General features: G+C 35.6%; 17 protein-coding genes. 6 read left to right on the forward strand and 11 right to left on the reverse strand.

Annotated features, from left to right (window positions below):
• Window positions 1-585 precede the first annotated feature (585 nt).
• The 3 genes from ABID42_RS04825 (at window position 586) to ABID42_RS04835 (ending at window position 3,851) form a co-directional block, all read left to right on the forward strand.
• Window positions 586-2,226, forward strand: a complete 1,641-nt coding sequence (locus ABID42_RS04825) for a M28 family metallopeptidase (RefSeq protein ID WP_367282691.1) — start codon at window positions 586-588, stop codon at window positions 2,224-2,226.
• 139 nt (window positions 2,227-2,365) lie between these two features.
• Complete coding sequence (locus tag ABID42_RS04830; protein WP_367282692.1) at window positions 2,366-2,863, forward strand: hypothetical protein; 498 nt, start codon at window positions 2,366-2,368, stop codon at window positions 2,861-2,863.
• A 274-nt stretch (window positions 2,864-3,137) separates the two neighbouring features.
• Entirely contained in the window at window positions 3,138-3,851 is a 714-nt protein-coding gene (locus ABID42_RS04835) for a carboxypeptidase-like regulatory domain-containing protein (protein ID WP_367282693.1), read from the forward strand.
• Between the two features lie 83 nt (window positions 3,852-3,934).
• Here ABID42_RS04835 and ABID42_RS04840 read toward each other — a convergent pair whose 3' ends face one another.
• Window positions 3,935-4,924 (reverse strand): sterol desaturase family protein, encoded by a 990-nt coding sequence (locus ABID42_RS04840; protein WP_367282694.1) that lies wholly within the window; start codon window positions 4,922-4,924, stop codon window positions 3,935-3,937.
• Between the two features lie 440 nt (window positions 4,925-5,364).
• Between ABID42_RS04840 and ABID42_RS04845 the strand changes: the two genes are divergently transcribed.
• Together ABID42_RS04845 and ABID42_RS04850 are read left to right on the forward strand one after the other, a co-directional pair.
• Window positions 5,365-6,453, forward strand: coding sequence for a Fic family protein (locus ABID42_RS04845; protein WP_367282695.1), 1,089 nt, complete (start codon window positions 5,365-5,367; stop codon window positions 6,451-6,453).
• Window positions 6,454-6,703: 250 nt separating this feature from the next.
• Window positions 6,704-7,936, forward strand: coding sequence for an alkaline phosphatase family protein (locus tag ABID42_RS04850; RefSeq protein WP_367282696.1), 1,233 nt, complete (start codon window positions 6,704-6,706; stop codon window positions 7,934-7,936).
• Between the two features lie 5 nt (window positions 7,937-7,941).
• Here ABID42_RS04850 and ABID42_RS04855 read toward each other — a convergent pair whose 3' ends face one another.
• The 9 genes from ABID42_RS04855 to ABID42_RS04895 all read right to left on the reverse strand — a co-directional run bounded on the left by ABID42_RS04855 (window position 7,942) and on the right by ABID42_RS04895 (window position 20,774).
• Window positions 7,942-8,352 carry a putative toxin-antitoxin system toxin component, PIN family gene (locus ABID42_RS04855; protein ID WP_367282697.1) on the reverse strand — a complete coding sequence of 137 codons (411 nt, stop codon included), beginning with the start codon at window positions 8,350-8,352 and terminating at the stop codon, window positions 7,942-7,944.
• Window positions 8,352-8,570: a DUF8507 family protein gene (locus ABID42_RS04860; protein ID WP_367282698.1), complete on the reverse strand. Its 219-nt coding sequence runs from the start codon at window positions 8,568-8,570 to the stop codon at window positions 8,352-8,354. The genes ABID42_RS04855 and ABID42_RS04860 overlap by 1 nt, the downstream gene beginning before the upstream one ends.
• Window positions 8,571-8,681: 111 nt before the next feature.
• Window positions 8,682-12,056, reverse strand: a complete 3,375-nt coding sequence (locus ABID42_RS04865) for a VCBS repeat-containing protein (protein ID WP_367282699.1) — start codon at window positions 12,054-12,056, stop codon at window positions 8,682-8,684.
• Between the two features lie 280 nt (window positions 12,057-12,336).
• Complete coding sequence (locus ABID42_RS04870) at window positions 12,337-13,974, reverse strand: RagB/SusD family nutrient uptake outer membrane protein (RefSeq protein ID WP_367282700.1); 1,638 nt, start codon at window positions 13,972-13,974, stop codon at window positions 12,337-12,339.
• Between the two features lie 10 nt (window positions 13,975-13,984).
• Window positions 13,985-17,338, reverse strand: coding sequence for a TonB-dependent receptor (locus ABID42_RS04875; RefSeq protein ID WP_367282701.1), 3,354 nt, complete (start codon window positions 17,336-17,338; stop codon window positions 13,985-13,987).
• A 160-nt stretch (window positions 17,339-17,498) separates the two neighbouring features.
• Window positions 17,499-18,617: a FecR family protein gene (locus ABID42_RS04880; RefSeq protein WP_367282702.1), complete on the reverse strand. Its 1,119-nt coding sequence runs from the start codon at window positions 18,615-18,617 to the stop codon at window positions 17,499-17,501.
• A gap of 167 nt (window positions 18,618-18,784) precedes the next feature.
• Complete coding sequence (locus tag ABID42_RS04885; RefSeq protein ID WP_367282703.1) at window positions 18,785-19,378, reverse strand: RNA polymerase sigma factor; 594 nt, start codon at window positions 19,376-19,378, stop codon at window positions 18,785-18,787.
• Window positions 19,379-19,484: 106 nt separating this feature from the next.
• Entirely contained in the window at window positions 19,485-20,006 is a 522-nt protein-coding gene (locus tag ABID42_RS04890; RefSeq protein WP_367282704.1) for a DinB family protein, read from the reverse strand.
• Between the two features lie 108 nt (window positions 20,007-20,114).
• Window positions 20,115-20,774: a pyridoxamine 5'-phosphate oxidase family protein gene (locus ABID42_RS04895; RefSeq protein ID WP_367282705.1), complete on the reverse strand. Its 660-nt coding sequence runs from the start codon at window positions 20,772-20,774 to the stop codon at window positions 20,115-20,117.
• Window positions 20,775-20,867: 93 nt separating this feature from the next.
• On the opposite strand from ABID42_RS04895, the gene pdxR reads away from it, so the two are divergent.
• A complete protein-coding gene (pdxR, locus tag ABID42_RS04900) occupies window positions 20,868-22,322 on the forward strand; it encodes a MocR-like pyridoxine biosynthesis transcription factor PdxR (protein WP_367282706.1) in 1,455 nt (484 codons plus the stop codon).
• A gap of 138 nt (window positions 22,323-22,460) precedes the next feature.
• On the opposite strand, the gene ABID42_RS04905 is transcribed toward pdxR, so the two are convergent.
• Window positions 22,461-25,334 carry a glycosyl hydrolase gene (locus ABID42_RS04905; RefSeq protein ID WP_367282707.1) on the reverse strand — a complete coding sequence of 958 codons (2,874 nt, stop codon included), beginning with the start codon at window positions 25,332-25,334 and terminating at the stop codon, window positions 22,461-22,463.
• Window positions 25,335-25,359 lie beyond the last annotated feature (25 nt).

The following is a 25,359-nucleotide window of genomic DNA, read 5'->3' on the forward strand; positions in this document are numbered from 1 at the left end:
GATATTTCTTAATCGGTAAAATGTAAGGGCAATAAAAAAGTCTTTGATGTTCAACAATGGAACATCAAACTGGAAACTTTTGCATTGAAATACCTTTCAATTCCGAATAAAAACATATCTAAAAATTCTTTAAATCAATGACTTACAGCAAATTAGCGTAAGCAAAAAATGAAGCCTCGTAGAAGTGAGTAAATTATTTCCCTTGCATTCTTCCTACGAAAAAAGTATGTGTCTCGGAAATAACTACCTTTATTAAAACTCAATGAGATTTCGTCGAATTTCAACTAGCTTGCAAAAGTACAGATTTTAATTTGATTATCAAGGGATTAGACTAGAAAATTTAAGAATTTTTCAATTTTATTTAATCCCTTCAAAGAATAAATATAAAGCATTACAAACTCAGGCTTTGTTAAGTATTTTTGTAAAAGGCTGTATGCTATAAGCCTTTTTGCATCTTGGCTAAGAGAAAAGCTTGAGCTTTTATGTTTACCTATATCATCTTAAACTAAACAACTTTAAGTCAATCATCCATTGATTATCAATCACTAAATCACAACTCACTCATTCACTCAATAATTCATCAACATGAAAAAAAGCTTATTAACAGGAATTTCACTCTTATTTCTATGTTCACAAACCTTACTTTTCGGGCAATCAGTTCCTAAAAAAGCCGTTCAAGCTATCAATCCTGATGCGATTAAAGCCACGATGACTTATCTTTCAGATGATTTATTAGAAGGTCGTCAGCCCGGAACACGTGGTTTTGCGTTGGCTTCAAAGTATATCGAAACACAGTTTATGGCTTTGGGTTTGAAGCCCGCCATCAATGGTAATTCTTATTTGCAAAAAGTACCGCTTAGAAAAGGCATCGTCCGAGAAAAAGAAAGTACTTTATCTTTGTTCGTCAACGGAAAAGAGGAGGTTTTAGACTACAACAAACACTTTATTTTCAGTCCAAATTTTATCAATGAATCTTCTGAAATCGAAGCTCCTTTGGTTTTTGTAGGCTTTGGCGTTCATGCTCCCGAATTGAATTATGACGATTACCAAAACATTGATGTAAAAGGTAAAATTGTAGTAATGCTCAATGCCGCACCAGAATCTTTTGGTTCAAACGAGCGTGCATACTTTACTAACAATACCGTAAAATTCAATGAGGCAATCAAACGTGGAGCGGTCGGTGCAATTTCTTTCAGCGTACCAACCGACAAAAGAAGTACTTGGGATGCGACAGTGCGTCGCTCGAAACAAGGCTCTTTTAAATGGTTGGACGAAAACAATATTGCCAAAGACGGTTTCCCAGAATTGAAAGGAATCGTTACTTTAAACAATGAATATGCCGAAAAATTATTCAGTAATTCAGGCAAAAAAGCGGAGGAAATTTACGCCAATGCTAAAGCCAATAAAGCTCAATCCTTTCCTTTAAACATCTCTGCAAAACTGAAAGTAAAAACGGCTTATCAGTTTGTGCAAGGTTCAAATTTAGTAGGAATAATCGAAGGAAGCGACCCGAAATTAAAAGATGAGTACGTAGTGTATGCCGCTCACCTCGACCACTTCGGTATTGGTGCAGCCGTGAAAAATGATTCTATTTATAATGGAGCTCACGACAACGCTTCTGGAGTTTCTATCCTTTTAGAAATTGCCCATGCTTATCGTGCATTGCCCAAAACTCCCAAGCGTTCTATCATTATTGCAGTGGTTACGGGCGAAGAATATGGCTTATTGGGTTCTGATTATTTCGCTAATAATCTTCCTATCAAAGATGCCAAAATGGTAGCCAATTTAGCGATTGATATGCCATTTTTCTTTCATCCGATTTTAGACATTGTACCTTATGGAGCACAACATTCAAGTCTTTCAAAACAAGTAGCACAGGCTACGAAAGTGCTGAATTTAAAGGTTAGTCCCGACCCATTTCCTGAGCAAGTGGTTTTTGTAAGAAGCGACCATTTTAGTTTTATCAAAAAAGGTATTCCAGCATTGTTTATCAAAAGTGGCTTTATGACTGTGCCAGAAGATAGCGTTGACAGAAGTAAATCGGACGTAGCTTGGCGAAGTACCATTTACCATACGCCACAAGACGACATGAATCAGCCCTTCGACTTCCAAGCAGCGGCAACACACGTAAAAGTAAATTTCCTAATCGGCTATTTCACCGCCAACGAAAGCACCGCCCCAACATGGAACAAAGGTGATTTCTTTGGAGGAAAGTTTGGGAAATAGCTTTTAAGCTGTAAGCCTTGAGCTTTGAGTTTTTTATTTAAGCATAGCTTTTCAGAGTCGTATTGATTTTGGGAAGCTATGTTTGTTTTGAGGGAATTGTATTTTAATTTTGATGTAGGATATTTTTGAATTGTTGAAAATGAAAATAATAAAAATAGTTTTTAGAATTGTAATCTTGATGATTATCTGCATTTCTGTTAATGGGCAAATTAATGATTCAAAAATAAGACAACATGTTTTAGAAAAAGGTGTTATTGATAGCTTGTATATATTTGGAAAGTGGAGAACGAACGGACAGTCGGAAACTCATTTAAAGTATTTAGGGATTATAAAAACTAAAAATGGAAAAAAATTTAAGCTTATAAATTCAAGCTGGTTTTGGGGTATTTCAAAAAGAGCGACATCTCGAATTTTAATTTTTAGCGATAGAAACAATTATGTTGGAAATTATTATGTGAATATGATACATGACTTACCAAATAAATTACGAAATGGAAAACTCATTTTTAAGAATATAAGTAATGATTGTGACAATCAAGTGACAACAATAATTGATTTGAGAAATGGACTTCCTAAACGAATTTTCAGACAATGTAAAAACAACGGTGGAGATTGGTTTAGTTTTGGAATAGAATGATAAGTACACCTCGCTTTTCGAAGTATTATATTTTGTTACAAATATAAATCAGTCAGAGGCTGCTTATCATTTGATTTATTGTTCGTGAGACATGAATGAAAACTAATTATACTTTATTTATATGTATTTGAACAAAGCAATTAATTTTATCATAAGTTAATATTTTGTACCTCTCTTTTTTAGAAAAAGCATTATATTGCGTATATCCTTTGAGGTAAAACATCGAAACATTCAAATAACTCTATATTTTTAAAACTTAAACTACAAATTCATTATGAAAAAACCGTTTATCATCACTTTGTTTTCAATTTTTTATTTGTTTTCCTGTTCAAAAAACGCCGATTATGTAAACCCACAAAGTGATATTATTGGCTACGTAAAACTTTACGATGCAAGTGGTATTCCACTTGAAGACAATAGTGGCGTTTCAATTATTGCTGAGCAAAATGGAAAAACCTTAAGTACCAATTCTGACAAAGCAGGCAAGTTCACTTTTAGTAAATTGGAAACAGGAACGTATAATTTTACATATTCAGGAGTAAATATTCCGACAACAAAAAAATATGGGGTAGTACACACAGGTATCGGAACTAACTTTATTGGAAGTTTAAACATTAGTAATAATCCTGATTTTAAAATCAATTCTTTTGAAGCAAAGGTGGCATTTACAGGAGCATATAATCTACTTGGAACTTATTCTAAATCAGAAAGTAGAACAGCTATTGTTTTCTTTTCAAAAAGTAGTAATGTTAGTAAAGAGAATAACATACATTCCCAAGCAGTTAGCTTAACAAATGGACAATTTTCTACATCTAATTGGGCTAGTTCAAATTTAACATCAAGAGGCTTTGTCCTCGGTGAGACAATATACGCAATTGCTTACCCAACAGCATTATATACAAACGCATATATTGATTCAGAGACAGGGAAGTTAATATATCCAGCATTGGGAGAACCGAGCGGTGTTAAGTCTTTCGTACTTCAATAAATTGAGATAAACTTTCATGATATTACTCGACAGTTTGATATTTATTCTCAAAATGTCTAGTAATATCATGAGTATTATAAAGTTCACAGCTTAACACTCTCAAAATACTCTTTCTTCACAATCGTTGCAGTTTTGTGGTTGCCAGAATGATGCCAGCCGGGGGGCATAAAAATGTATAGAACCTTGTCTTTGAGCGTTGGAGCTTGGTAAACGTCTTTCAACAATAAAGTGATTTCACCAAAATAAGCATCTAAAAAATCTCCTGATTTCATCGGTCTTGTAATGCCGTATTCAATGGCTTCTTCGTGTTTTTCGTCTTGCAAAGTACCAAAAGCTTTGTCCCAAATATTCAGTAGATTACAAAAGTTGGTATCCATATACAAAGGGTTTTTGGCATGATGTACTCTATGATGCGAAGGCGTAAGAATGATTTTATTCAAAAATCCCAGACGAGCATCTACCATAATGTTTTCGCCAATATGAATAAAAGCTCCCCAAGTACCGTCTATAAACATGATGAGAAACAACAAAGAAGGATTTACACCCAACAAAATGCAAATTGTAGTACGAATAATGTCAGCATAAGGGGCTTCCAGAAAAAAGTGTGTGTAGGTCACCGATAAATTCATGTATTCGGGTGCGTGATGCGTAGAGTGCAAACACCAAAAAAGGCGTACTTTATGCCCCAAGAAATGATAAATAAAATGGGCAAATTCCCACACTACATAACCATAAATAAACCAATACCAAGTAAATTCAGTCTTGAAAATGGCGTAAGGTTCAAAGAAAGCAATGCAAAGCCCGACCATTCCGATTGAAATAAAACGAGAAATAAAGCGGTTGAAAACGTAAGTGAAAAAAGAGATTTTGTATTGCGTAAAAGTAAGTCGGCGATAAAATAAGGCACGGATAATTTCAACAAGCAACAAAACGGGAATCAGTGGCCCCAAAGCTTTGCCGATGCCGTCTTGGGTTAATAAGGCTTTGTAATTGTCTGTTTCGATAATTTCAATCAGTCCGCCAAAATTAAAAAAGCCGACGATTTCGTTATAAAGTGTTTCTAAAAATTCCATAGATATTTAGTGAGTTGTGAATGAGTGATTTTTGAATGATTGTCAATAAGCTATCGTCCACTCATGGCATGACTATTTAAGTCATTTTGAGAAAGGAGAACATAAGGTTAGTCATGCCTGAGTATTTTAGTTTTGTCTAATCAATAAAAGCGAAAATATAAATACTGTTAATAAATACTCTACTGATTTGTAGGGAGATATTTTATTGAGTGATTTTTAATGACCTAAGTATAATTTTCCCGAAATCCGACATCCCAAATCCAAAATCCCATTCATCACCAAGTATAGAGATATTAGGCAATAGGATTCCCAAAGAAATCTCTCAATGAATTTTATGCTCCAAACAAATGTAAATTTTACCATCGTAATACAAACAAGAGTAAAAAAATCATATTTTTACTCTCGAATTAAAAACGAGTGTAACCTTTATCTTTGAAAATATGATTGATTTTGACCGTACAAAGCCGTACAATGCCTTGCCTCCTTTACCTCCTCAGATAGATATTGAAACAAAAAATATACTCCGCAAAGCAATTTCGGCAGGTAGAGCATTAGCTCAGCTGAATGGGACTTTACTTAATTTGCCCAATCCAACTTTATTTTTAGATACCATTTATTTACAGGAAGCAAAAGCCAGTTCTGAAGTAGAAAATATAATTACTACCAACGATGAGTTATATCAATCGCTAATAGCAGAAAAAAAGGTAGAAAATACAGCTACGAAAGAAGTTTTAAGTTACAAAGAAGCTCTTTGGTTGGGTTTGGAACAGCTTAAAACAAAGCCGTTCATTACGACAAATCTGTGTATTAAAATTGTTCAGTGCATAAAGCAAAATAATGCGTCCATTAGAGTTACACCCGGCACAACATTAGCTAATAGCCAAGGCGAAGTAATATATACGCCACCAAGTGGAGAAAGTATTATCAGAGACAAGTTGGCTAATTTAGAAACCTTTATCAATGAAGACAATGGAATTGACCCACTAATAAAAATGGCATTATTACACTATCAGTTTGAAGCGATTCACCCTTTTGCAGATGGTAATGGAAGAACAGGTAGAATCTTACTATTACTATACCTCAAACTATCAGGTTTGCTTGACACACCAGCCATTTACCTAAGTGAGTACATTATCAAAAACAAGGTGGAGTATTACCGCAATCTAAGAAATGTAACGGAACATAATGATTGGGAAAACTATATTTTATATATGTTGGATATGATAGAGGTAACTTCGATGAACGGATTGAAAAGACTGAATCGTATTACAAAGGAAATTGACACAACTTCAACCGAAATCAAAATGAAACTACCGAAAATCTATTCTAAAGATTTGGTAGAAATTTTGTTTCGCTTGCCATATACCAAAAAGCAACATTTAATAAACGAGAATTTAGGAAACTCAAAGACAGTAGGAAATTATCTAATAGCATTAGAAGAAAATGGATTTTTACAGTCTGTGAAAGTTGGAAAAGAAAAACTGTATGTAAATCAACGCTTACTGGAAATCTTAGAAGGAAAGTACTAAGAAAATATATTTTTAGCCAGTATAACCAAGATGATTCCTACTGTTTCTTATCGTTTTAGCTTTGGTGACTTGTTTTTATACCATAAGTATATTTTTCCAAAAATCCGACATCCCAAATCTCTCCGCTTATTAACAATTAAATAAAATAGAGAATGATAGACTTGTGAAGAAGAAGTATGAATTTTGTTGAAAAATAGCTTTTAGCCTTTGGCAACCAGCTTTCATTAACAAACGAGTGATAGACAAAACCATGAAAATCTTCCAAATTCTTTTTTATATTCTAATTATTTCATCGACAACCTTAGCACAAAAAACAGCTAAAAAAGTGGTTTTTATGATTGTAGATGGCATTCCAGCCGATGCCATCGAAAAAGCAGAAATGCCTAATTTAAAGAAAATTAGTACTATCGGAGCATACAAAAGAGCATTCGTTGGTGGTGAAAAAGGACAATACTCACAAACGCCGACGATTTCGGCAGTGGGCTACAATAGTTTGCTAACAGGTACTTGGGTGAATAAACATAACGTTTGGGGTAATGATATTAAAAAACCGAATTATCATTATTGGAATATTTTCAGGTTATTGAAAAGTCAATATCCCGAAAAGAAAATAGGCGTTTACTCTACATGGTTAGATAACAGAACCAAATTGATTGGCGAGTCTTTAGCCAATGCAGGCAATATTAAAATGGATTTTGTAGCTGATGGTTATGAGTTGGATACGCTTACTTATTCACACGATAAGCAAAGTGAATACATTCATAAAATTGACGAAAAAGTAAGTGATGAAGCCGCCAAAAGTATCAAAGAAAATGCGCCAGATTTATCGTGGGTTTATTTAGAATATTCTGATGATATGGGACATAAGTATGGCGATAGCGAGCAATTCACTAAAGCTTTGGGTTATGTGGATAATCAAATTGGGAAAGTGTGGGAAGCGATAGAATATAGAAAGAAAAACTTTAAAGAAGATTGGCTAATCGTAATTACGACTGACCACGGAAGAGATGCTAAAACAGGTAAAAATCACGGTGGACAGTCGGACAGAGAACGTACTACTTGGATAGCAACCAATGCCAAACTGCTAAATAATTACTTTCAAGAAAACCAACCTGCTATTGTGGATATTTTACCAACGATGGCTCGTTTTATGGGATTGAAAATTCAAGCAGAAAATCTTGTTGAAATGGATGGAATAGCCTTAATCAATCCTGTTTCAGTAGCTAATCCGAACGCAGTTTTAACAAAAGATAGTTTACAAATTTCGTGGAAAGCCTTAGAGAAAAAAGGCAAAGTAAAAATTTGGCTGAGTACAACCAACCATTTTGAAGAAGGAGGCAAAGACCTCTATGAATTAATCGACACCGTACCGAATGCACAAGAAAGTATTTCGGTAGATGTAAATCAAAAAAAATCGTCCTTCTACAAAATTTTGATAGAAGGACGAAATAATACGGTGAATCGTTGGGTTTTGGTGAAGTAGTTTTGTCATAATTTATTCATAATTTCCTTAAACTCCATTAGGGACACAACTCTTATTTGAGGGAAATCAAGAGATTTTAGTATATTAAAATCTTTATCATTGGTAATGAGATAATCGGCGTTAGTTGCAATTGCTAAATCAACAAATTTATTATCATCAGGGTCATTTTCAATTAATTGCCATTTGTAAAATGGCTCTGAGAAGATAGCATTTGGAGCAGAGGCAAGAATTGACAATACCAATTCTGCTGTTAACTCAGAATATCTTTCTATAAGTTTCTCTTCGTATTCAGTCAAAATCTCATTACTCACAACCCATTCAAAAAGTTCGTTTTCAAAAGCTTGATAAAGCCAATAATAATTACTTTTAGGAGGAATAGAAGCTAAAAGGCAATTTGTATCTACGACTACTCTCATTAAGATTCTTGGTTTAACATTTTATCAAAATCCTCTTGAGTATAGCCTTTTTCTTCGGTAATTCGTTCTAATTCTTCATGCAACTGTGCGGTATAATGTTTTACTAAAACTTTTTGTAAATCATGCGTTTGTTCATCTGTCATAGGTCTATTAAATAGCCTTAACAAGCTTACTTGTAAAGCATTAAGACCTTTATTGGTAGCTGGATTCGTAGTCATAGTTTATAATTTTTATATAACAAAAATAACTATTTTATTCAAAAAATAAGCATTTTAAAATGATTCAACTCAAAACCAAACTCTAATTCTGAGTTGAATCATAAAGAAAAATTACTTCATTTTTTCACGCTTCAAAACTCCTACTTTATCCGAATTTCGAGTATAAATCATGACTTTGTTTTGATTGGCTAATTGAATCGTGCTCATATCTCTGACATCACCTTTTAGCATTAAACCAGCTTTTTGATTAGGAACTGAAGTAAATTTACCCTTTCCATTTCCTAATAAAAGCGAACCCATCGAAGCATCATTTTTACCCAACTGCACACGCCACGGGTAGAAATTCCCTGCTACAAGTATGTCTTTTTTACCATCTTGATTAAAATCCTCAACCGTAATACAGGAAGCTAATGAAACTTGAGCAGACAAAGGAAAAGTTTTAGCAGTAAATTTACCATTGCCTGCATTTTCAAAATAGGTAGTGCTTAATGTATTAATTTTTAAAGTATTGGCTCCTTTAAGCTGTTCTGGCGAAAGTAAATCTTCTAACCTAGCCTCCGCATAATCTTTATATTTCAAAAATTTCTTCCTAACAACTGGCAATTGATTGGCCAATTCATCCAATGAAGCAAGTGGATAGCTTTTGCCTTGGACATAATAGCAAATCAATGGATCGATTGTTCCATTTTGGTCGAAATCTGCATAGCAAAGCGTAACAGGCTCTTTTTCAGAAGCTTTAAATTGCGTATTCTGTCCTAAGTTTCCAGCAATAATATCTAAATCTCCATCATTATCCATGTCTTCAATCACGACTTTTGCCCAAAATCCGTTGGTGTTTTCTAAGCCATACTTTTGGGTTTGATTGACCAATTGTCCACGCTGATTTTCATAAATCGTAATCGGCATAAATTCTCCTACAATGATTAAATCTATCCAACCATCTTTATTGATGTCTGTCCAAGACGCCGAAGTAACGATGCCTGGACGACGAAGAGACGACTCTTTTTGTTCAGTTGCATATTTAAAAAGAGGCTTCCCTCCTTTACTTTCATTCCTTAATAAATAACAATAATCAGGTTCTGGAAAGCGACTTGGCATCGAACGACCACCTACGAAAACATCCAAATCTCCATCTTTGTCATAATCGGCAGTGGCAACACAACTTCCATTACTCGTTAAATCAGGTAAAGCTCCAGAAGCGTTGGTAAAAATGCCTTTCCCGTTGTTTAGATAAAGTTGGTCTTGATACAATGGCGCATGGGCTTCTAATTCTGCCCCTCCTCTGACGATGAATAAATCTAAATCTTTGTCATTATCAGCATCAAAAAACGTTACTCCAGCATCTTTTGCAAAACTTTCCTTTACCCAAGGCTGAGAAGGCGATTTTTGAAATGAACCATTACTTTTTTGCAAGAATAATTCTCCAGCCTTTTGTTGGTTTCCACCGATAAAAACATCCTCTAATCCATCTCCATTTACATCTCCTTTGGCAATAAATGGTCCTTGTTTGGAAAGCTGATAAGGCAAAAGCGATTGATGTTTAAAATCGACAAAGGGTGTTTCTTGATGTTGATAATTTAGATTTGACGTCAGCGTATAATCTGAAAAGAGTAGTGACGGCTTCAATTCAGGTTGAATATTTGGAGCAATTCCCGTATTACTTTGAATCGTAAGTGTTGTATCAGCTTTGACGTTATTTAAAGTTGTTACTTTACCATTTGTCCAGTAAATTTTTAATGTTTTAATCTGTTCATCTTTTCCTAATCCAAAGTGTAAAGAAGGCTCAACACTACTCTGAAAACCATGTGCAGCATACAATTCTTGCATTTGGCTACCACTTTTGGTTTGTAGCAATACTTTTGCTCCAAGTCCAAAAGTATTGGCTGTATTTTCTTTTAATTTTAGTTTGATATAATGATTTTCAGAAAGCTGACGACTACGATTTTCAAAAACCATGGCTGACGAATTACTGTTATTTACAACCAAATCCAGGTCGCCATCGTTATCTAAATCAGCATAAGCTGCACCAGTACTGATAGAAGGTTCTGCCAAACCCCATTTTGCTGTAGTATTTTCAAAGATTAATTCTTCATCCGTATTTTTATTCAAGAAGCAATAATTACTTACTTTGGTGCTAGACATCTTTTTGATTAATTCCCAAGTATTGATTTTCTGTCCTTCTGCTCGGGCTTTATCGGCTTCTTCTTGATAAGTATATTTCAAGAAATCCATATTGGTGTAATCTCGCAAGTAACCATTGGTAATGTACAAATCCTTTTTACCATCATTATCCAAATCACAAACTAATGGACTCCAACTCCAATCTGTATTCGACATTCCAGCTAATTGTCCGATTTCACTAAATTGCGGAATTCCTTCCTTGTTATTTCCAACATTTACTTGAAGCATATTTCGCATATTTTGATGATGGAAACCGCTATCGACTAACAATTTATAAGTATCGTATTCATCAGGACCTTTCAGTAATTTTTGACGATGATTATCTTCTGGAAGCATATCCATTGTGATAATATCAGCTTTATCATCATTGTTAAAATCAACAATATCAGAACCCATCGAAAATTTAGAAATATGCCCGATACTCCCTTTAAGGGTTTCAGAGAAATTTCCATTTTTCTGATTGAGGTATAAAAAATCTTGTTCGTTATAATCGTTTGTTACGTAAAGATCAGGCCAAGTATCGTTGTTGACATCGCCAACAGAAACGTTCAAACCAAAATTCAAGCCACTCCCATGTATTCCAGCTTCGTCACTTACATCATTAAAGAAGCCCTTATCATTTCTGTAAAGTCTATTTCCATATTGAGGATGTCTTGTTTTGCGAAGTCGTTGTGTATTAAAAAAGGCATTATAGAACATTTCAGCATGGTTTACCATAAACATATCTAGGTCACCGTCTTTGTCCATATCAAAAAAAGCAACTTGTGTTGTGTAAGTTCCAACAGCATCTAATCCATATTTTGCAGCACTTTCCACAAAAGTCGGAATACCATTTTTAGTGCCAGTGTTGATGTACAATTCATTTTTACGCTCAAAATCCGTCCCAGGACCAGAGTAACATACATAAATATCCAATTTCCCATCGCCATTCACATCCGCCATGCTTACTCCTGTTTTCCATTTTTCTCTTCCTGCCACACCAGCAATTTCTGTAATATCTTCAAAATGAAAAGAAGCATCTCCAGATTTCCCTTTGTTGAGATATAATTTATTAGGCACCATATTTCCAGAGAAATAGATGTCTGCTAAACCATCATTATTCACATCGCCGATGGCAACACCGCCACCGTTGTACAAATATTGATACTCTAATAAATTAAGATTTCCGTCTTCTTGAATATTATTCACAAAGTTAATTCCCGAATTTTCAGGCTTAACAAGCTGAAAAAGGGTTTCATCAGAAGAAGCCGTATTACAGGCATAAATAATTGGAAAAAGCAGTAAAAGGATGAGTCTTGGTTTCATTAGAAAAAATATTAATAGTAAATATGAGTCATCCCGAATTTTCTTTTAAAATAAAGAGGTAGAGAAAACTTCATCGTTTTTTGGATTTATTCTCGTCCTTACTTTTTGCCTTGATGCAAAAAGTAACAAAAAAATCAAGAATTCCTAAACTCGCTCCGCTCAAACAGTAGGAATTCATTGTCCATCAATCATAAAAAAGCGGTCAAATTAGTTTTTCGACCGCTTTTTTATGATTTAAAATTCGAGATGACTGATGATTTGTTAGTCAAATCTCAAAAATCTACCAACCAGCAATTTGCTTGGCAGCAGGGTTTTTGTCAATTTCTCCTTGCGGAATTGGCAATACATATAATTTAGAGGGAAAATTTCTTGATTCAAAAGCATAACGTGTGTATGTCACGGTATTTCCTGTTTTACTTACTTTCGTACCATAAAGAGGTCCATTCAATAAACTTTCAGCAATTTTCCATCTACGAATATCAAAGAAACGATGTTCTTCAAAAGCTAATTCAATTCTACGTTCGTTTCTGATTTTAACACGCATTTGTTCTTTCGAAAGTCCTGTTTCTAAATCTGGCATTCCTGCTCTTTTTCTGATGGCATTGATGGCATTATAGATAGAAGCATCTGGTCCCGTAGCTTCATTTTTTGCTTCAGCATAATTCAACAACACTTCTGCATATCTGATAAAAATCCAATCTTGATCGCTACTTTTTGTATAAATAACGTATTGCTCTTCGTGGAATTTACGAAGCATATAGCCTGTTTTAGTATCTTCTGGTTTACCTGTTACATCTGCACCACCCGGAAATAATTCAATTAATCGTCCACGAAAAGTAGAGCCATTATGTACAACAGTTGCTTCAAAACGAGGGTCAAGATTTGTGTAAGGTTCATTCGCTTTATACAAAGGCGAAGTAGCTTGTGATTTTCCGTCAAGCATTTCATAAGAATCAACAAAATTCTGAGTAGGCACATTACCGCCCCAACCTGCATCACTTCCTCCTTTGATTGATGGCGGTGAGTTAACCACATCAAATCCATTATTCAAGCCAAAATGTACTTTATCTGGTGCTTGAAATTTCTTTGCAAAAACTACTTCATTATTATTTTTTGTTAGAAATAACGTTCTGTAATCGCTGAATAAAGTATAGTCTGTATTGATAACTTTATTGGCTGCATCTGCTGCTGCTTGCCAACGTTCTGCATACAATAACACACGACTTTTCAAGGCATTCGCCGCTCCAGAAGTTGCTCTACCCGCTTCGATTGCTCCTTTTTTAGGAAGTAAAGAAGCAGCCTTATCCATATCAGCAATGATAAAATCAACTACTTCATCATACGTTGAACGAGGCAATTGAAAATTATCATTCAAAGTCAAACTTTTACTGATAAGTGGTACTCCTGTTGGTGCACCTCCTGTAGCCTTCATTCCATACAATCTTAAAAGTTCATGATAAATAAATCCTCTCAAGAAGTATGTTTCGCCCATCAATCGGTTTCTAAGCGTTTCATCTTTTAGTCTTACAAGGTTCTCTAGTGCAACATTCGTTTTTCTTACTAAAGCATAATAGTCGCCCCAAGTTTCACCCCAAGGAGTTCCCGAAGGTAAAAAATTACCAGATTGTAATTCATTAGAGTGCGTCCAAGGCATGCAAACGTCGCCATCATCCGTAACACCGTCTAATAAATAAAGTCCTTTAGCCCATCCTTGGTAATTACGGTCAAAACCTGAAGGCATTCTACCGTAAATCGCATTAACAAATTGCGTTGCTCCTTGTGGGTCAGTCCAAACGGTTTCTTCTGTTAAAGAATCTTTGGGTACTTGATCAAGAATAGCACTGTCACAACCCAAAAGTATTGATATGCACAAAACTGTACATTTAAATAGTAATGTATTTTTAATGATTCTGTTCATCTTAATGTCTTTAAAATTTAAAGTTTACACCTGCATTCCAAATTCTAAACTGCGGATAATCCCACCCTCTACCACTTGCATTTTCTGGGTCATAATTTTTAATTTTCGACCACGTCACAATGTTATTTGCATTAAAGTAAATGCGCATTCCTTTGATAAAATTTTGCTTTAATAATTCTACAGGAAGATTATAAGCAATTTCTATGTTTTTAAGACGTATATAAGAAGCATCTTTCATCCAGAATGAAGATTCACTGTGGTTAAGATTACTTACATCAATTAATACACGAGGTTCACTAGCATTTGGATTTGATGGCGTCCAACGGTCTAAATTTGCTTTCAAAGCACCAGCACCCACAAAAAATGGCCATGCTCCTTCTCCAGCATAATATTGATCTACATTGGTAGCTCCTTGGAATAAGAATGAAAACTCAAAGTTTTTGTACTGTACATTTCCACTATAACCCAAGATGATTTCAGGCGTATTAGACTTTCCGATAGCTACTCTGTCAAGGTCATTGATTTTGCCATCTTTGTTAATATCTTCGAAACGAATATCGCCAGGGGCAGTTTTACCAATTTGAGTTGGCGCATTGTTCACTTCCTCTTGTGTCTGGAATAATCCAATGGCTCTTAAACCAAATTGTGTATAAAGTGGCTGACCAGTTCTTCTGATATTTGGGTTTTCAGAATTGGCTTCGTCAATATAAATGATTTTGTTTTTCACAAAAGTGAAATTTCCACTCATTGAATAACGCAAATCTTTATTTACTTTATTTCTGTGTCCTAAGGTAAATTCAACACCTCCGTTATTAACTTTTGCCAAGTTTTCAATAGGCAAACCAATACCAAGAAGACTAGGAACAGAAAGGTTTCTATCAGCCAAAATATCACTTCTTTTATCGAAGAAATAATCAACACTTGCTGTTAACTTTCCTTTCCAAAGTGTTGCGTCAACTCCGACATTAAGCTTTTTAACCGTTTCCCAAGTTACGTTTGGATTTGATAAACGGCCTTCGTCAATACCCGGTTGTACATTTCCATTACCAAAAACAGCCGAACTATTTACATAATAAGATTGTAAGTAAAGGAATCTTTGATTTCCTAAACGGTCATTTCCTAAGATACCGTAAGAACCACGAATCTTTAAGTAATCAATCGTTGATGATTGTTTCAAGAATGACTCTTGTGAAATTACATAACCCAAAGAAACTGATGGGAAAAAGCCCCATCTTTTACCTGAAGCAAATTGTTCTGAACCGTCGGCTCTAAAACTACCTTCTAATGTATATTTATCATCATAAGACCAGTTAAATCTACCAACAATCCCTTGTCTTCCGCTACTTCCTGAATAACCACTGTTGTTACGATTGGCAGCAGCACCAAAGTTTATCTCATCAATCCCTAGATTAAATCCATCTCTTGAAGACGACAAAGAATTCCAAGTTTGTTTAGTTTGCGTATAAAGTAGTAAACCTGTTAATACACTTGCTCCAATCGTCTTTTTATAATTCAAGTGCGTTTCTAAAGTTATTGATTGGTCATCGTAATTTCTTTGGTCTAACAAACTAGCTCCTTTTGCTCCCTCCACAAAAGTTCCATCGGGAAGTCTGTTATAAAAAGGAATTTTAGTGAAAGTCCAATTTTTATCTCCTGTAAAGGTTTTGTCATAAGCAGCGATACCTTTTATTGATAAGCCCGGAATAAAAGGTAATTGTTGTTCTAATTCTATTCTACCTCTAAACGACTGAATCCCAGTTTTTCTGTAACCATTATCAGGAAGCGTTAAATACGAAGGTCCATTAGAATATTGTCCGTTCGACCATTGTATTGGCGCTCTATTCGGTGGCGTTCCCGACATCCAGCGAAATACTTCTGTTGACGCAACGTTGTTTGTTTTTTCATCACGACCAGAAATGTCGAAAGATAATTTAGTAGTGCTTGTTACATTGGCATCTATGTTTGTTCTAAAATTATATCTATTAAATACGTTTGAAGGAATAATCCCGTCTTGTTTTAAATAACCAAAAGAAGTTGCATAACGGATTTTATCAGTACCGCCAGTAGCCGAAAGGTTATAACTACGCATGAGAGCGTTATTTTTTAATACCGAAAACCAATCTGAATCTGGATGAGTATCTGGACTTGAATGTGTACGATACTTCTCTAAGTCGTCTGCTGAATAAAGTGGCGATTTTCCTTCGTTCGCTAAAGCTTCATTGTAAAGTGATGCAAATTCATACGAATTCAAAAATTGAGGATTTCTGGTTCGCTCTTGTACACCAATATTGGTAGAAAAATTGATTTGCATTTTTCCTTCCGCTCCTCTTTTAGTTGTTACAAGAATTACTCCGTTCCCCGCACGGATTCCAAAAACAGCCGCACTTGCAGCATCTTTCAAGATAGAAAAAGACTGAATTTCACTTGAATTCAATTGAGCAAAATCGCTTGAAGAACGAACAATACCATCAATTACAAAGATTGGAGAAGCATCTCCCGTTGTGCCAATCCCTCTGATATAAATATTTGAAGCATCTTTCCCCGGTTCACCTGAACGCTGTGTAGCGATAAGCCCAGCCGTTTGCCCAACCAATGAATTACTCAAGTTTGGTGAAGGATTTTGCGAAATTTCTTTTGGAGTAACAACTGATACAGCTCCTGAAATTTCACTTTTCTTTTGCGTACCATAACCCACTACAATTACTTCGTCAAGATTTCCAATATCTGCTTTTAAAACAACATTCAATGAAGTCTGCTTGCCAACTGCTACTTCTGCTTTGATATAACCCACCGAAGTAAAAACCAACACTGTTTGCTCGTTAGGAATTGATATTCTATACTTTCCATTTGGGTCGGTCGTCGTACCACGAGTCGTCCCTTTAATTTGAATACTCACCCCAACAAGTGTCTCTCCTTTTTCATCCGTAACCGTCCCTGTGATCACCTCTTCAATTTTTTCGGATTCTTGAACGATGTTGGTTTTGTTTTCTACTGGGGTTTCGTTTTTTCTTTTTAACAGAATTTGTTGACCAGACACCTCATAATTAATACTTAGCGGAGATAAAAAGTCCGTCAAAACTTCTGATAGAGGTTTGCTTTCAGCATCAATTGAAACTTTTCTTTTTGATTCAATCAATTCTGGGCTATACATAAAATTGATTCCTGCTAGTTTTTCAATTTTCTGTAAAACATTCTCTACTTCATTCTTTTTCAAATGAATCGTTACTTTTTTGTTTAACAAATCTTGTGCTTTGGTGTCATGAGCAAAAGAAAAGCTCATGCACAAAACTGATAAGGCGATTTGCAGTAAACTGATTTTCATGATTTTTCGTAAAATTTGATACGATGGCAATTTTTTTTTCATACTTTTGAATGATTTGTTAGTTGGAAAGAATTGGCAAAGCAATCCCCTCATCCATTTCTGGATGTTTGTGTCGAAGCAAAGCGAAGGGGACTTTTCGGGTGAATGATGCGGGAACATCATTCACCCTTTTTTATAATTGGTTTTTAGGGATTAATACGATTTATTTACAGGGTTTTCCAGTGATAATAATTTGTCCATCAGAAACTTCGTAACTCGCTTCTGTGATTGAACAAATCCATTTTAATTTTTCAAAGAGTGGCTCATCGCCAAGTTTAGCGGTAATGCTACATTTAGACATCACTTCCTCATCATACACAATATCAACACCATAAGATTTTTCAAGAATGCCAAATACTTCTGAAATGGGTGTTGCTACGAATTCAAATTTTTGATTCTCAATTGGCAAGGTTAATATCACAGGATTATCAACAATGGCTTTCACCAGTCGAATTTCCTGTCGTTGATAAATGGCTTGTTGATTGGCGGTCAAAACCATTCCTGTTAATTCACGATTATTTTTAAGTTGAGTGGCGTTATTATCTGTTTGGGTAAATACCGATACTCTTCCTGTTTTCACAATTACTCTGATGTCTTTGTCTTTACCAAAAGCCTTGATGGTAAAACTTGTACCCAATACTTTTGTTACTAATTCGTTGGCATATACAAAAAACGGACGTTCTGGATTTTTGGCTACTTCAAAAAAGGCTTCTCCAACCAAGTAAACTTCTCTTTTGTCAGCATCAAAAGCTTTTTTATAGCTCAAGCGACTGTTCTTCTGTAAAACAATAGAACTCCCATCAGGCAATTGAACCAACTTACTTTGTTCTCCTTCATTAATTACTTCTACCAGTTCATTACTTACTTTTGCCTCTAAAACTTGTTGTTGATACAATGCAAATTCTTGTTTACTAGCATCTTTATTCAGCACAAACCAAGATGCTCCAAGCAATACAATCACTGAAGCCGCAACTGCCCAATAGCGTTTCCAAAGTGGTATTACTTCGGTGATTTCTATTTCTTCGACAATCGTTTTTTCTTCCTTTTTAGCATTTTGAATAGCTTTCTGAATTTGTAAATCAATATATTGTTCTTCTAAATCAACAGATTTACCTTGTATCGAAAGCAAAAAAGCGCTTGCTCTTTCAACTAATTCCTTTCGGGATATATCTTCAGCTACCCAAGATGTCCAATAAGCATCATCTTGTGCATTTTTTTCGAATACCCAAGTTCTAAAACTTGTATTTTCTAATAGCTCTTGAAACTCTTTATTAGTTATCATATAAATGATTAAATAGACATTCTACTGCTAACATCCTTAAAATGCTTTTCGGATACTCACAAAAAAGACAATTTTTTAAAAAAATTATACAATAAATATTTTCATGCTATTTTTTCAGCACGTTAGGAAGATAAAATACTGTTAAAATGGAATTGGAGAAAGAAAGACTAACAGATAAACCAACAAAAAAACATCAAAATGATTTCCCAATTCTCACGAAGCGTTGCCAAAGCTCGTTGAATGGTATTACTGACTGATTGCGGTTTGATTTGAAGTAATTGAGCGATTTCCTCCACACGAAGGTCTTGGTAAAATCGCAAATAGAGTATTTCTCGTTGCCTTTCTGGCAACTGTTGTAAAGAGTAGGAAACTTTATGAAGCATGGTTTTTGAAGATTCTTCTTCGATAAAAGAAGTTTCGGAAGAATCTTCAAAATGAATATCATCAAAATCATCTTCCAAAGGCACAGCTTTGAAAGTTTGTAAAGTCTTGAAAAGTTGATTTCTGAAAGCTCTCAGTAAATAAAACTTCACCGATTCCACTTCCGTTAGCGAAGCCCGACGAAGCCAAAGTTTAATAAGTAAATCTTGAATGGCATCTTCAATGATTTGACTATTTGAAGTAAATTTTCCACCATAATGCACCAACGTCTTATAAAACTGTTTCGACAGTTGAGTAAAAGCCACCTCATCGCCCTCTCTGAAAAGATTCCAGAGTATTTGCTCTTGCGATAGTTGGTTGCTTTTAATATTGTGGTTCATGTTTCAACATAAAATTTACACGAAATAACCAACAATATCTAAAAATAACAATACTTTATATTTTTAAGAATACTTTCAAAGATTAAAGAAAGAGTATTTGGTAAGATTACCCAACCAAATATCGTTCATCAATTATCTGTAAATGGTGCGTGCAATGCCCTAAAATGGCATAGCCTAATCCACGTACAGAAATAGTAAAATTGCTGGCAATGCCTTTTTCATTCAACATTTCTTCATTGAAACTTTTGAATAAAGTAATGGTCGCTTTTCGGACTGCTACGAATTCTTCTAATAAATCTTGAATGTCTCTTTGTCCAGCATTAGAAGTATCGCCATACAAAACTTCGTCGTAGCCAGCCAAAGCGGTTTTGTCTTTTCGGGCAAAACGCAAAGCACGGTAAGCAAAAATCCTTTCGGTATCAATCACATGACCAATTACTTCTTTAATCGTCCATTTATCGGGTTGATACTTAAAATTCAATGTTGCTTCGTCCAAAGCAAGTATTTTTTGCATTAGCGATTCTTGGTTATCATTCAAGCCTTTTAATAATTCAACGGTATTTACTTTGTTGATATAATTGCTAAAATTTCCAAAATTTTCTTCGGGTAATGGAGGTAGGATTTGCATGTTTTTTTAATTGTGATTTAGTGAATTGTGAATGAGTGAGTTAGTGATTTTACAATTTAGTGAGTTGTGAATTAGTGATTAAAAATTCACAACTCACTAATTCACAATTTAAACCTCATTCACAACTAATTTACTAACATATTCTGGAACAGGTAAATCAAATTGCATTTTTGGGTCAGTAATGGGTGTTTGGGCTTGCAATTTCAGCGGTAAAACTCCTGCCCAAACTGGAAAATCATAATCTTCTTGATCATCGTTTGGTGGTCCACTTCTAGTTTTGGCCGAGGCTTCTTCTAAAGGAAATGAAATAATCATTGTTTTTTGCATTTCACTTTTTGAAGGCAAACGTACATTGTCCCAACGTCCTGAGATAAATTGCTCGGTAATGGCAATCAAAGAATCCCAACGTTCCTCTTCGTCCGTCACAACTGTTCCTTTGGCAAACATCACCACCGAACGATAATTGACAGAATGACTAAACGCCGACCTTGCCAAAACCAATCCATCAATTAAAGAAACACTCAAACAAACTGTTCTGCCGTCGGCAATGGCTCGCATAAAATGACTGCCTACTGAGCCATGAATATATAATTTATTGCCAATGCGTCCGTACCCCGTGGGAATACACATCGGAGTTTCTCTTTCTACATAAGAAACATGACAAAAAAGTCCTTCATCTAAAATACTGTAAATAGTTTCTTCAGTATAATCTCCTTTTTTTGCCGCACGGCTAATTTTTGTTCTTTCAGTAATTGGTAATGTTGCCATAATTTTAAAGGGTTTATCTTCAAATCTTTCTGCAAATCTCTATCTTTACTGGCTTGTTATAGTATGCCACAATTTTAACATCAAGTAGTCCAGATGGAAATACCTTTTAAAACTTTAATCGATATCAAGAAGGATTCTTCATTGCCAGTTTACGTACAAATTGCTAATGAAATCATCAAAAATATTCAATCAGGTATTCTGAAAAAAGGCACAAAATTGTTGAGTTCTCGACAAATGGCGGAGCTTTTGGCACTTCACCGAAAAACCGTTGTGGCGGCTTATGATGAATTGTATTCACAAGGTTGGATTGAAATTTTGCCTAAGAAAGGCACTTTTATCGCCCAACATCTTCCGAATGTTAAGCCTGTTCAGCTCTCCAAACAAGATTTTGAAGCAAAGAGTAAAGAAGACTTTTCGATGAATTTCACTAAAAATACTTTGGTGAAAATCCCTCCAATTATTACGCAAAGACTGGCTTTTAATGATGGTTTGCCTGATGTACGTTTAGCTCCTCGTGATGAACTAGCTCGTTTATATGCACATTATATCAAATTTGGCGAGCCATCAGTTTTGCAATATACTTCTGTGTATGGAGCTCTACGTCTTCGTGAAGTTTTTGCCAAAGTATTGAACGAAACTCGTGGAATGAATACTTCGCCCGAACAAATTATTACAACTCGTGGTAGCCAAATGGCGATTTACTTGGTGGGTTTAGCCCTTTTTGAAAAAGGTGATGAAGTAATTGTTGGTGATTTGAACTATCCTGCGACCAACATGACTTTCGCTACGTTAGGTGCAAAATTGAACACTATTCCGATTGATGAAGAGGGAATTGTGGTAGATGCTATTGAAGATATTTGTCGGCAAAAATCTATCAAAGCGATTTATGTTACTTCGCATCATTATCATCCTACTACGGTAACGCTTACGCCAGAACGAAGAATTAAACTCTTGGCTTTGGCAGAAAAGTATCGTTTTTATATCCTTGAAGACGATTACGACTACGATTTTCATTATGCCAATCGACCAGTTTTACCTTTGGCAAGTGCCGACCGACATGGTTTGGTGGTGTATATTGGTTCTTTTACCAAAAAAATTGCCCCAACATTTCGAGTGGGCTACGTGGTGGCGAAGCAGGAAATTATTGAAGAATTAGCCAAATTACGACGCATCATCGACCGACAAGGCGATACTATTTTAGAATTGTCCTTGGCTGATATGCTGGAAAATGGCACGCTGAAACGGCACGCCGCTAAAGTGTTGAAGATTTACAGAGAACGGCGAGATTTTACTTGTGATTTATTGAAAAACGAATTGGGCGATGTTATCAATTTTAAAGTACCAGACGGCGGTATGGCGATTTGGGCAAAGTTTGACAAAAGTATTTCTTTGATAGAGCTTGCTCCAAAATTAATTAAAAACGGTTTGTACATTTCAGATGGAGCGGCATATCCAACAGAAAATGCGTGCAGACTGGGCTTTGCTTCCATGAATTTTAAAGAGACTGAGGATGCAGTGAAGATTTTGAAAAATGGGATTTTTAAATAATTATGATGTAAATAATTAAACTTGTAGCGGCAACCCTTGCGGTTGCCGTTCTTGATAATAACCATTCTGACGAAACGGCAACCGCAAGGGTTGCCGCTACTGCAATCACATAGATTTTGGGGGATTCTGTTTTATATTTTATTCTCCCTTCAACAAACGCACAGGTCCCAAAAGTCCAGAAGGCATTAATTTCCAATCGGGTTTGATGGTGATATTGGTTTTGGTAAAACGTTCGTTTGCAGGTTTTTCACGGTCGCCGATGAGTCGGTTTCGCCAAGTATTTACTATTTCTATTTCCAATTCATTACCTTTTTCTTTCAATAAACCTTTTACGGAAACGCTAAAAGGTGGACACCATAAAATGCCTAAATCTTTGCCATTCAATTTTACTTTGGCAATGCCTACATCTTTTACTTCACCCAAATCTAAGTACTCATTATTTTGAAGATTGCTTACATCAAACTGCGTTTTGTAAATAGCTGTGCCAGAATAATACTTGATTCCTTCTTCTGGGCGTTCTGTCCAGTCATACAATTTATCAAAAGTCGTCCAATTTGTTCCGCCCCATTTTGGGTCAAAATATACTTGCCAAGTAGTATTTAAGTTTTGCTTTTCTTGATATTGTACAAAATCTGTATTTTCTGTTTTGGGTACTTGCGACAGCTTTTTTCTAAAAACAACAAAGACTGAACCGTAAGGATTAAATGCTAATGGAATACTAATTTGCCCATTCGCTAAAGTATAATTTTTAGCAGGAATAATGCTTCCCGTAACAGCATCCCACAATTCTGGTACTCTGTCACCAATGCTAAAATTTGCAGTTACTTGTGCTTTTTTTTTATTCTGACTACTGATAAAGTAAAAATCCATTGCTCCAGCTTTTCGGTGGATATAATCAAAGTTTTGTGTCGCTTCTTTATTCGTCCATTCACAATCGGGTAAAATGTGATTGGCTTTCAGTACTTCTCTGGCAGTTTTACCCCAAATGATTTTGCCTTTTCCATATTGTTTTTCGCCTGTTGTACTTTCATCATTTCCCCAAATTTGTTGAGCAATTTTGGCTCTTTCTAATTCAGCATTTGGCGATGCCACCAAACTGGAGGTACTCAATGGTTTTGTTCCGATTATTGTTGCTCCTTCTAAGAGTAATTGTTGTACTTTTTTCAAAGCTTTCAATGATAAAATCTTATGATTTGGCAATACCAAAACTCGATAAGAATCACCATGTGGTAAATAGATTTTACCATCTTTTACTGATAGTGCTAATAATCTATCTTCATTAATTACGTCATAATCATATTCTGGTAAAGCTCCTGCGGGGTCATCGGCTTTGTAGCGTGCTAAGTTCGGTGCATGATCGCCATAATAATACAATACATCGGCTACGGCTCTGCCTTCTTGCATCATATAATGGCAACGACTTAAGTATTGAATAAATGCCGTTGAATAATTCCACCAAGTAACATTCGGATTGAAATGCGTTCCCGCAAAATACTCTTGTCCGGGCAAGCCCATTTCTTTGGGCGAACAAGTAAAAGTATGTAAATAAATTAGGTTTAAACCTGCACAAAATTCATGGTCTGCACTGGGTTTCATATCTGACCAAATAACGTCATTCCAATGTGGTCCAATCGTTGTGAAAGATTCTGCCCCAACCAATTTTTTATTATAAATCTTTGCGGCACTGGCTGCTTGTTTTACAAAAAAGCGGTCAATGTCTTTTGAGCGATGTGGTGAAGGCGACCAAAATTCACTCATCATAATTTCAGAATGTCCGTAGTTTTTCAAGCCATCAAAAGGGCCTGCATGTGGGCCTGCCGACTCAGGTTGTATCCCCATGCCATACTTTTTAGCTCGTAAAGCAAATACTTTGTAATGATTATCCGAAATACAATCGCTCAAAGTTTTTCTTAAATCATTCAAGAAATTATTACTTGCTTCACGGCTTTCAATGATTTTTCCTGCCAATACGGGCAAATATGGAATGGGGTCATAGCCCCTTCTTTTTTTGAATTCATTTTCAAAACCATCCGACCAGTTCATTCCTCCTGCTTCAAAACTATCGGTTTGTAAATAGCGTAAGGTTTTACCCGCCATTGTGCCAATCATTTTTAGTAAAGGCTCAACATTGGTATCCCAGTAACGATTAAAATGTTTTTCGCTGGTATAGTCAATCACCATGCCTTGCCATTTGCCACTTGAGGTAGAAACCTCCGCACCCGTTACGGTGTAGCCCATGCGTAAAATAAGCCAATTCCCTTTGGGCGCTTGCCAGTGGAGTTTGCCATTTTTTACCCATTGCGATACATTGATTACTTCTTTTTTCTGAGCATCCTCTTCGCCAGTTGTAGCAGGAATATCCACTAACAAAGGTCTGGTTTCGGGTACAGACCAGCCTACTTCACGAGTAGCGGCTTTGTTTTCAAAATCTTTGATAGGTTTGCGGTCTTTAATCCCTTTATCTGGAATTGCCAAGACTACAATTTCTCTGTAGAAATCATCTTTGATTTTGGGCAAAGGCAAAGTAATATCAACCATTTTACCACCTTGTAATTGGGTTTCAGATGAAACTACTTGCTTGGCAGCTTCGGCTGGCTTAATATCGGGACCACCCAAATTCCAACCGCTTTGGATACTCAGTGACATCACTAAACCCAAACGATTCGCTTCTTTAATGGCGTGTAAATAAAGTGCTCGCCAAGCTTTTGAGCCAAACATCGGACCTTCTGGCACATCGCCATTTCCTCTTTGATTGTAGCCACCCGCATCAAAAATACAAGCTCCACTAAAACCTTTGGCTTTCATTTCTTCTAAATCACGAGTAATGGCTTCTTTGGTAACATTACCATTCAGCCACCACCACCAACAACGAATACCGAATTGTTGGGTTGGTTTTTGGAAAATATCTTCAGTAATAACTGTTGCCTTTTGTTGAGAAACACTTCGATAACTTGCTAGTAAACAAGCTAATAACAGAAAGAGTAAAGGAGTTTTTTTGCGAATATTATTCATGGAAAGAGTCTTTTAGAGGAGCGAG

The organism is Arcicella rosea (assembly GCF_040543805.1).
Classification (GTDB): domain Bacteria; phylum Bacteroidota; class Bacteroidia; order Cytophagales; family Spirosomataceae; genus Arcicella; species Arcicella rosea.

What these genes read in the sequence shown, in the direction of transcription:
- ABID42_RS04850 (WP_367282696.1), top strand. Translation starts at nt 6,704, where the DNA reads ATGAAAATCTTCCAAATTCTTTTTTATATTCTAATTATTTCATCGACA.
- ABID42_RS04890 (WP_367282704.1), bottom strand. Translation starts at nt 20,006, where the DNA reads ATGCAAATCCTACCTCCATTACCCGAAGAAAATTTTGGAAATTTTAGC.
- ABID42_RS04870 (WP_367282700.1), bottom strand. Translation starts at nt 13,974, where the DNA reads ATGAACAGAATCATTAAAAATACATTACTATTTAAATGTACAGTTTTG.
- ABID42_RS04865 (WP_367282699.1), bottom strand. Translation starts at nt 12,056, where the DNA reads ATGAAACCAAGACTCATCCTTTTACTGCTTTTTCCAATTATTTATGCC.
- ABID42_RS04905 (WP_367282707.1), bottom strand. Translation starts at nt 25,334, where the DNA reads ATGAATAATATTCGCAAAAAAACTCCTTTACTCTTTCTGTTATTAGCT.
- pdxR (WP_367282706.1), top strand. Translation starts at nt 20,868, where the DNA reads ATGGAAATACCTTTTAAAACTTTAATCGATATCAAGAAGGATTCTTCA.
- ABID42_RS04860 (WP_367282698.1), bottom strand. Translation starts at nt 8,570, where the DNA reads ATGACTACGAATCCAGCTACCAATAAAGGTCTTAATGCTTTACAAGTA.
- ABID42_RS04895 (WP_367282705.1), bottom strand. Translation starts at nt 20,774, where the DNA reads ATGGCAACATTACCAATTACTGAAAGAACAAAAATTAGCCGTGCGGCA.
- ABID42_RS04835 (WP_367282693.1), top strand. Translation starts at nt 3,138, where the DNA reads ATGAAAAAACCGTTTATCATCACTTTGTTTTCAATTTTTTATTTGTTT.
- ABID42_RS04845 (WP_367282695.1), top strand. Translation starts at nt 5,365, where the DNA reads ATGATTGATTTTGACCGTACAAAGCCGTACAATGCCTTGCCTCCTTTA.
- ABID42_RS04840 (WP_367282694.1), bottom strand. Translation starts at nt 4,924, where the DNA reads ATGGAATTTTTAGAAACACTTTATAACGAAATCGTCGGCTTTTTTAAT.
- ABID42_RS04855 (WP_367282697.1), bottom strand. Translation starts at nt 8,352, where the DNA reads ATGAGAGTAGTCGTAGATACAAATTGCCTTTTAGCTTCTATTCCTCCT.
- ABID42_RS04885 (WP_367282703.1), bottom strand. Translation starts at nt 19,378, where the DNA reads ATGAACCACAATATTAAAAGCAACCAACTATCGCAAGAGCAAATACTC.
- ABID42_RS04880 (WP_367282702.1), bottom strand. Translation starts at nt 18,617, where the DNA reads ATGATAACTAATAAAGAGTTTCAAGAGCTATTAGAAAATACAAGTTTT.
- ABID42_RS04830 (WP_367282692.1), top strand. Translation starts at nt 2,366, where the DNA reads ATGAAAATAATAAAAATAGTTTTTAGAATTGTAATCTTGATGATTATC.
- ABID42_RS04875 (WP_367282701.1), bottom strand. Translation starts at nt 17,338, where the DNA reads ATGAAAAAAAAATTGCCATCGTATCAAATTTTACGAAAAATCATGAAA.
- ABID42_RS04825 (WP_367282691.1), top strand. Translation starts at nt 586, where the DNA reads ATGAAAAAAAGCTTATTAACAGGAATTTCACTCTTATTTCTATGTTCA.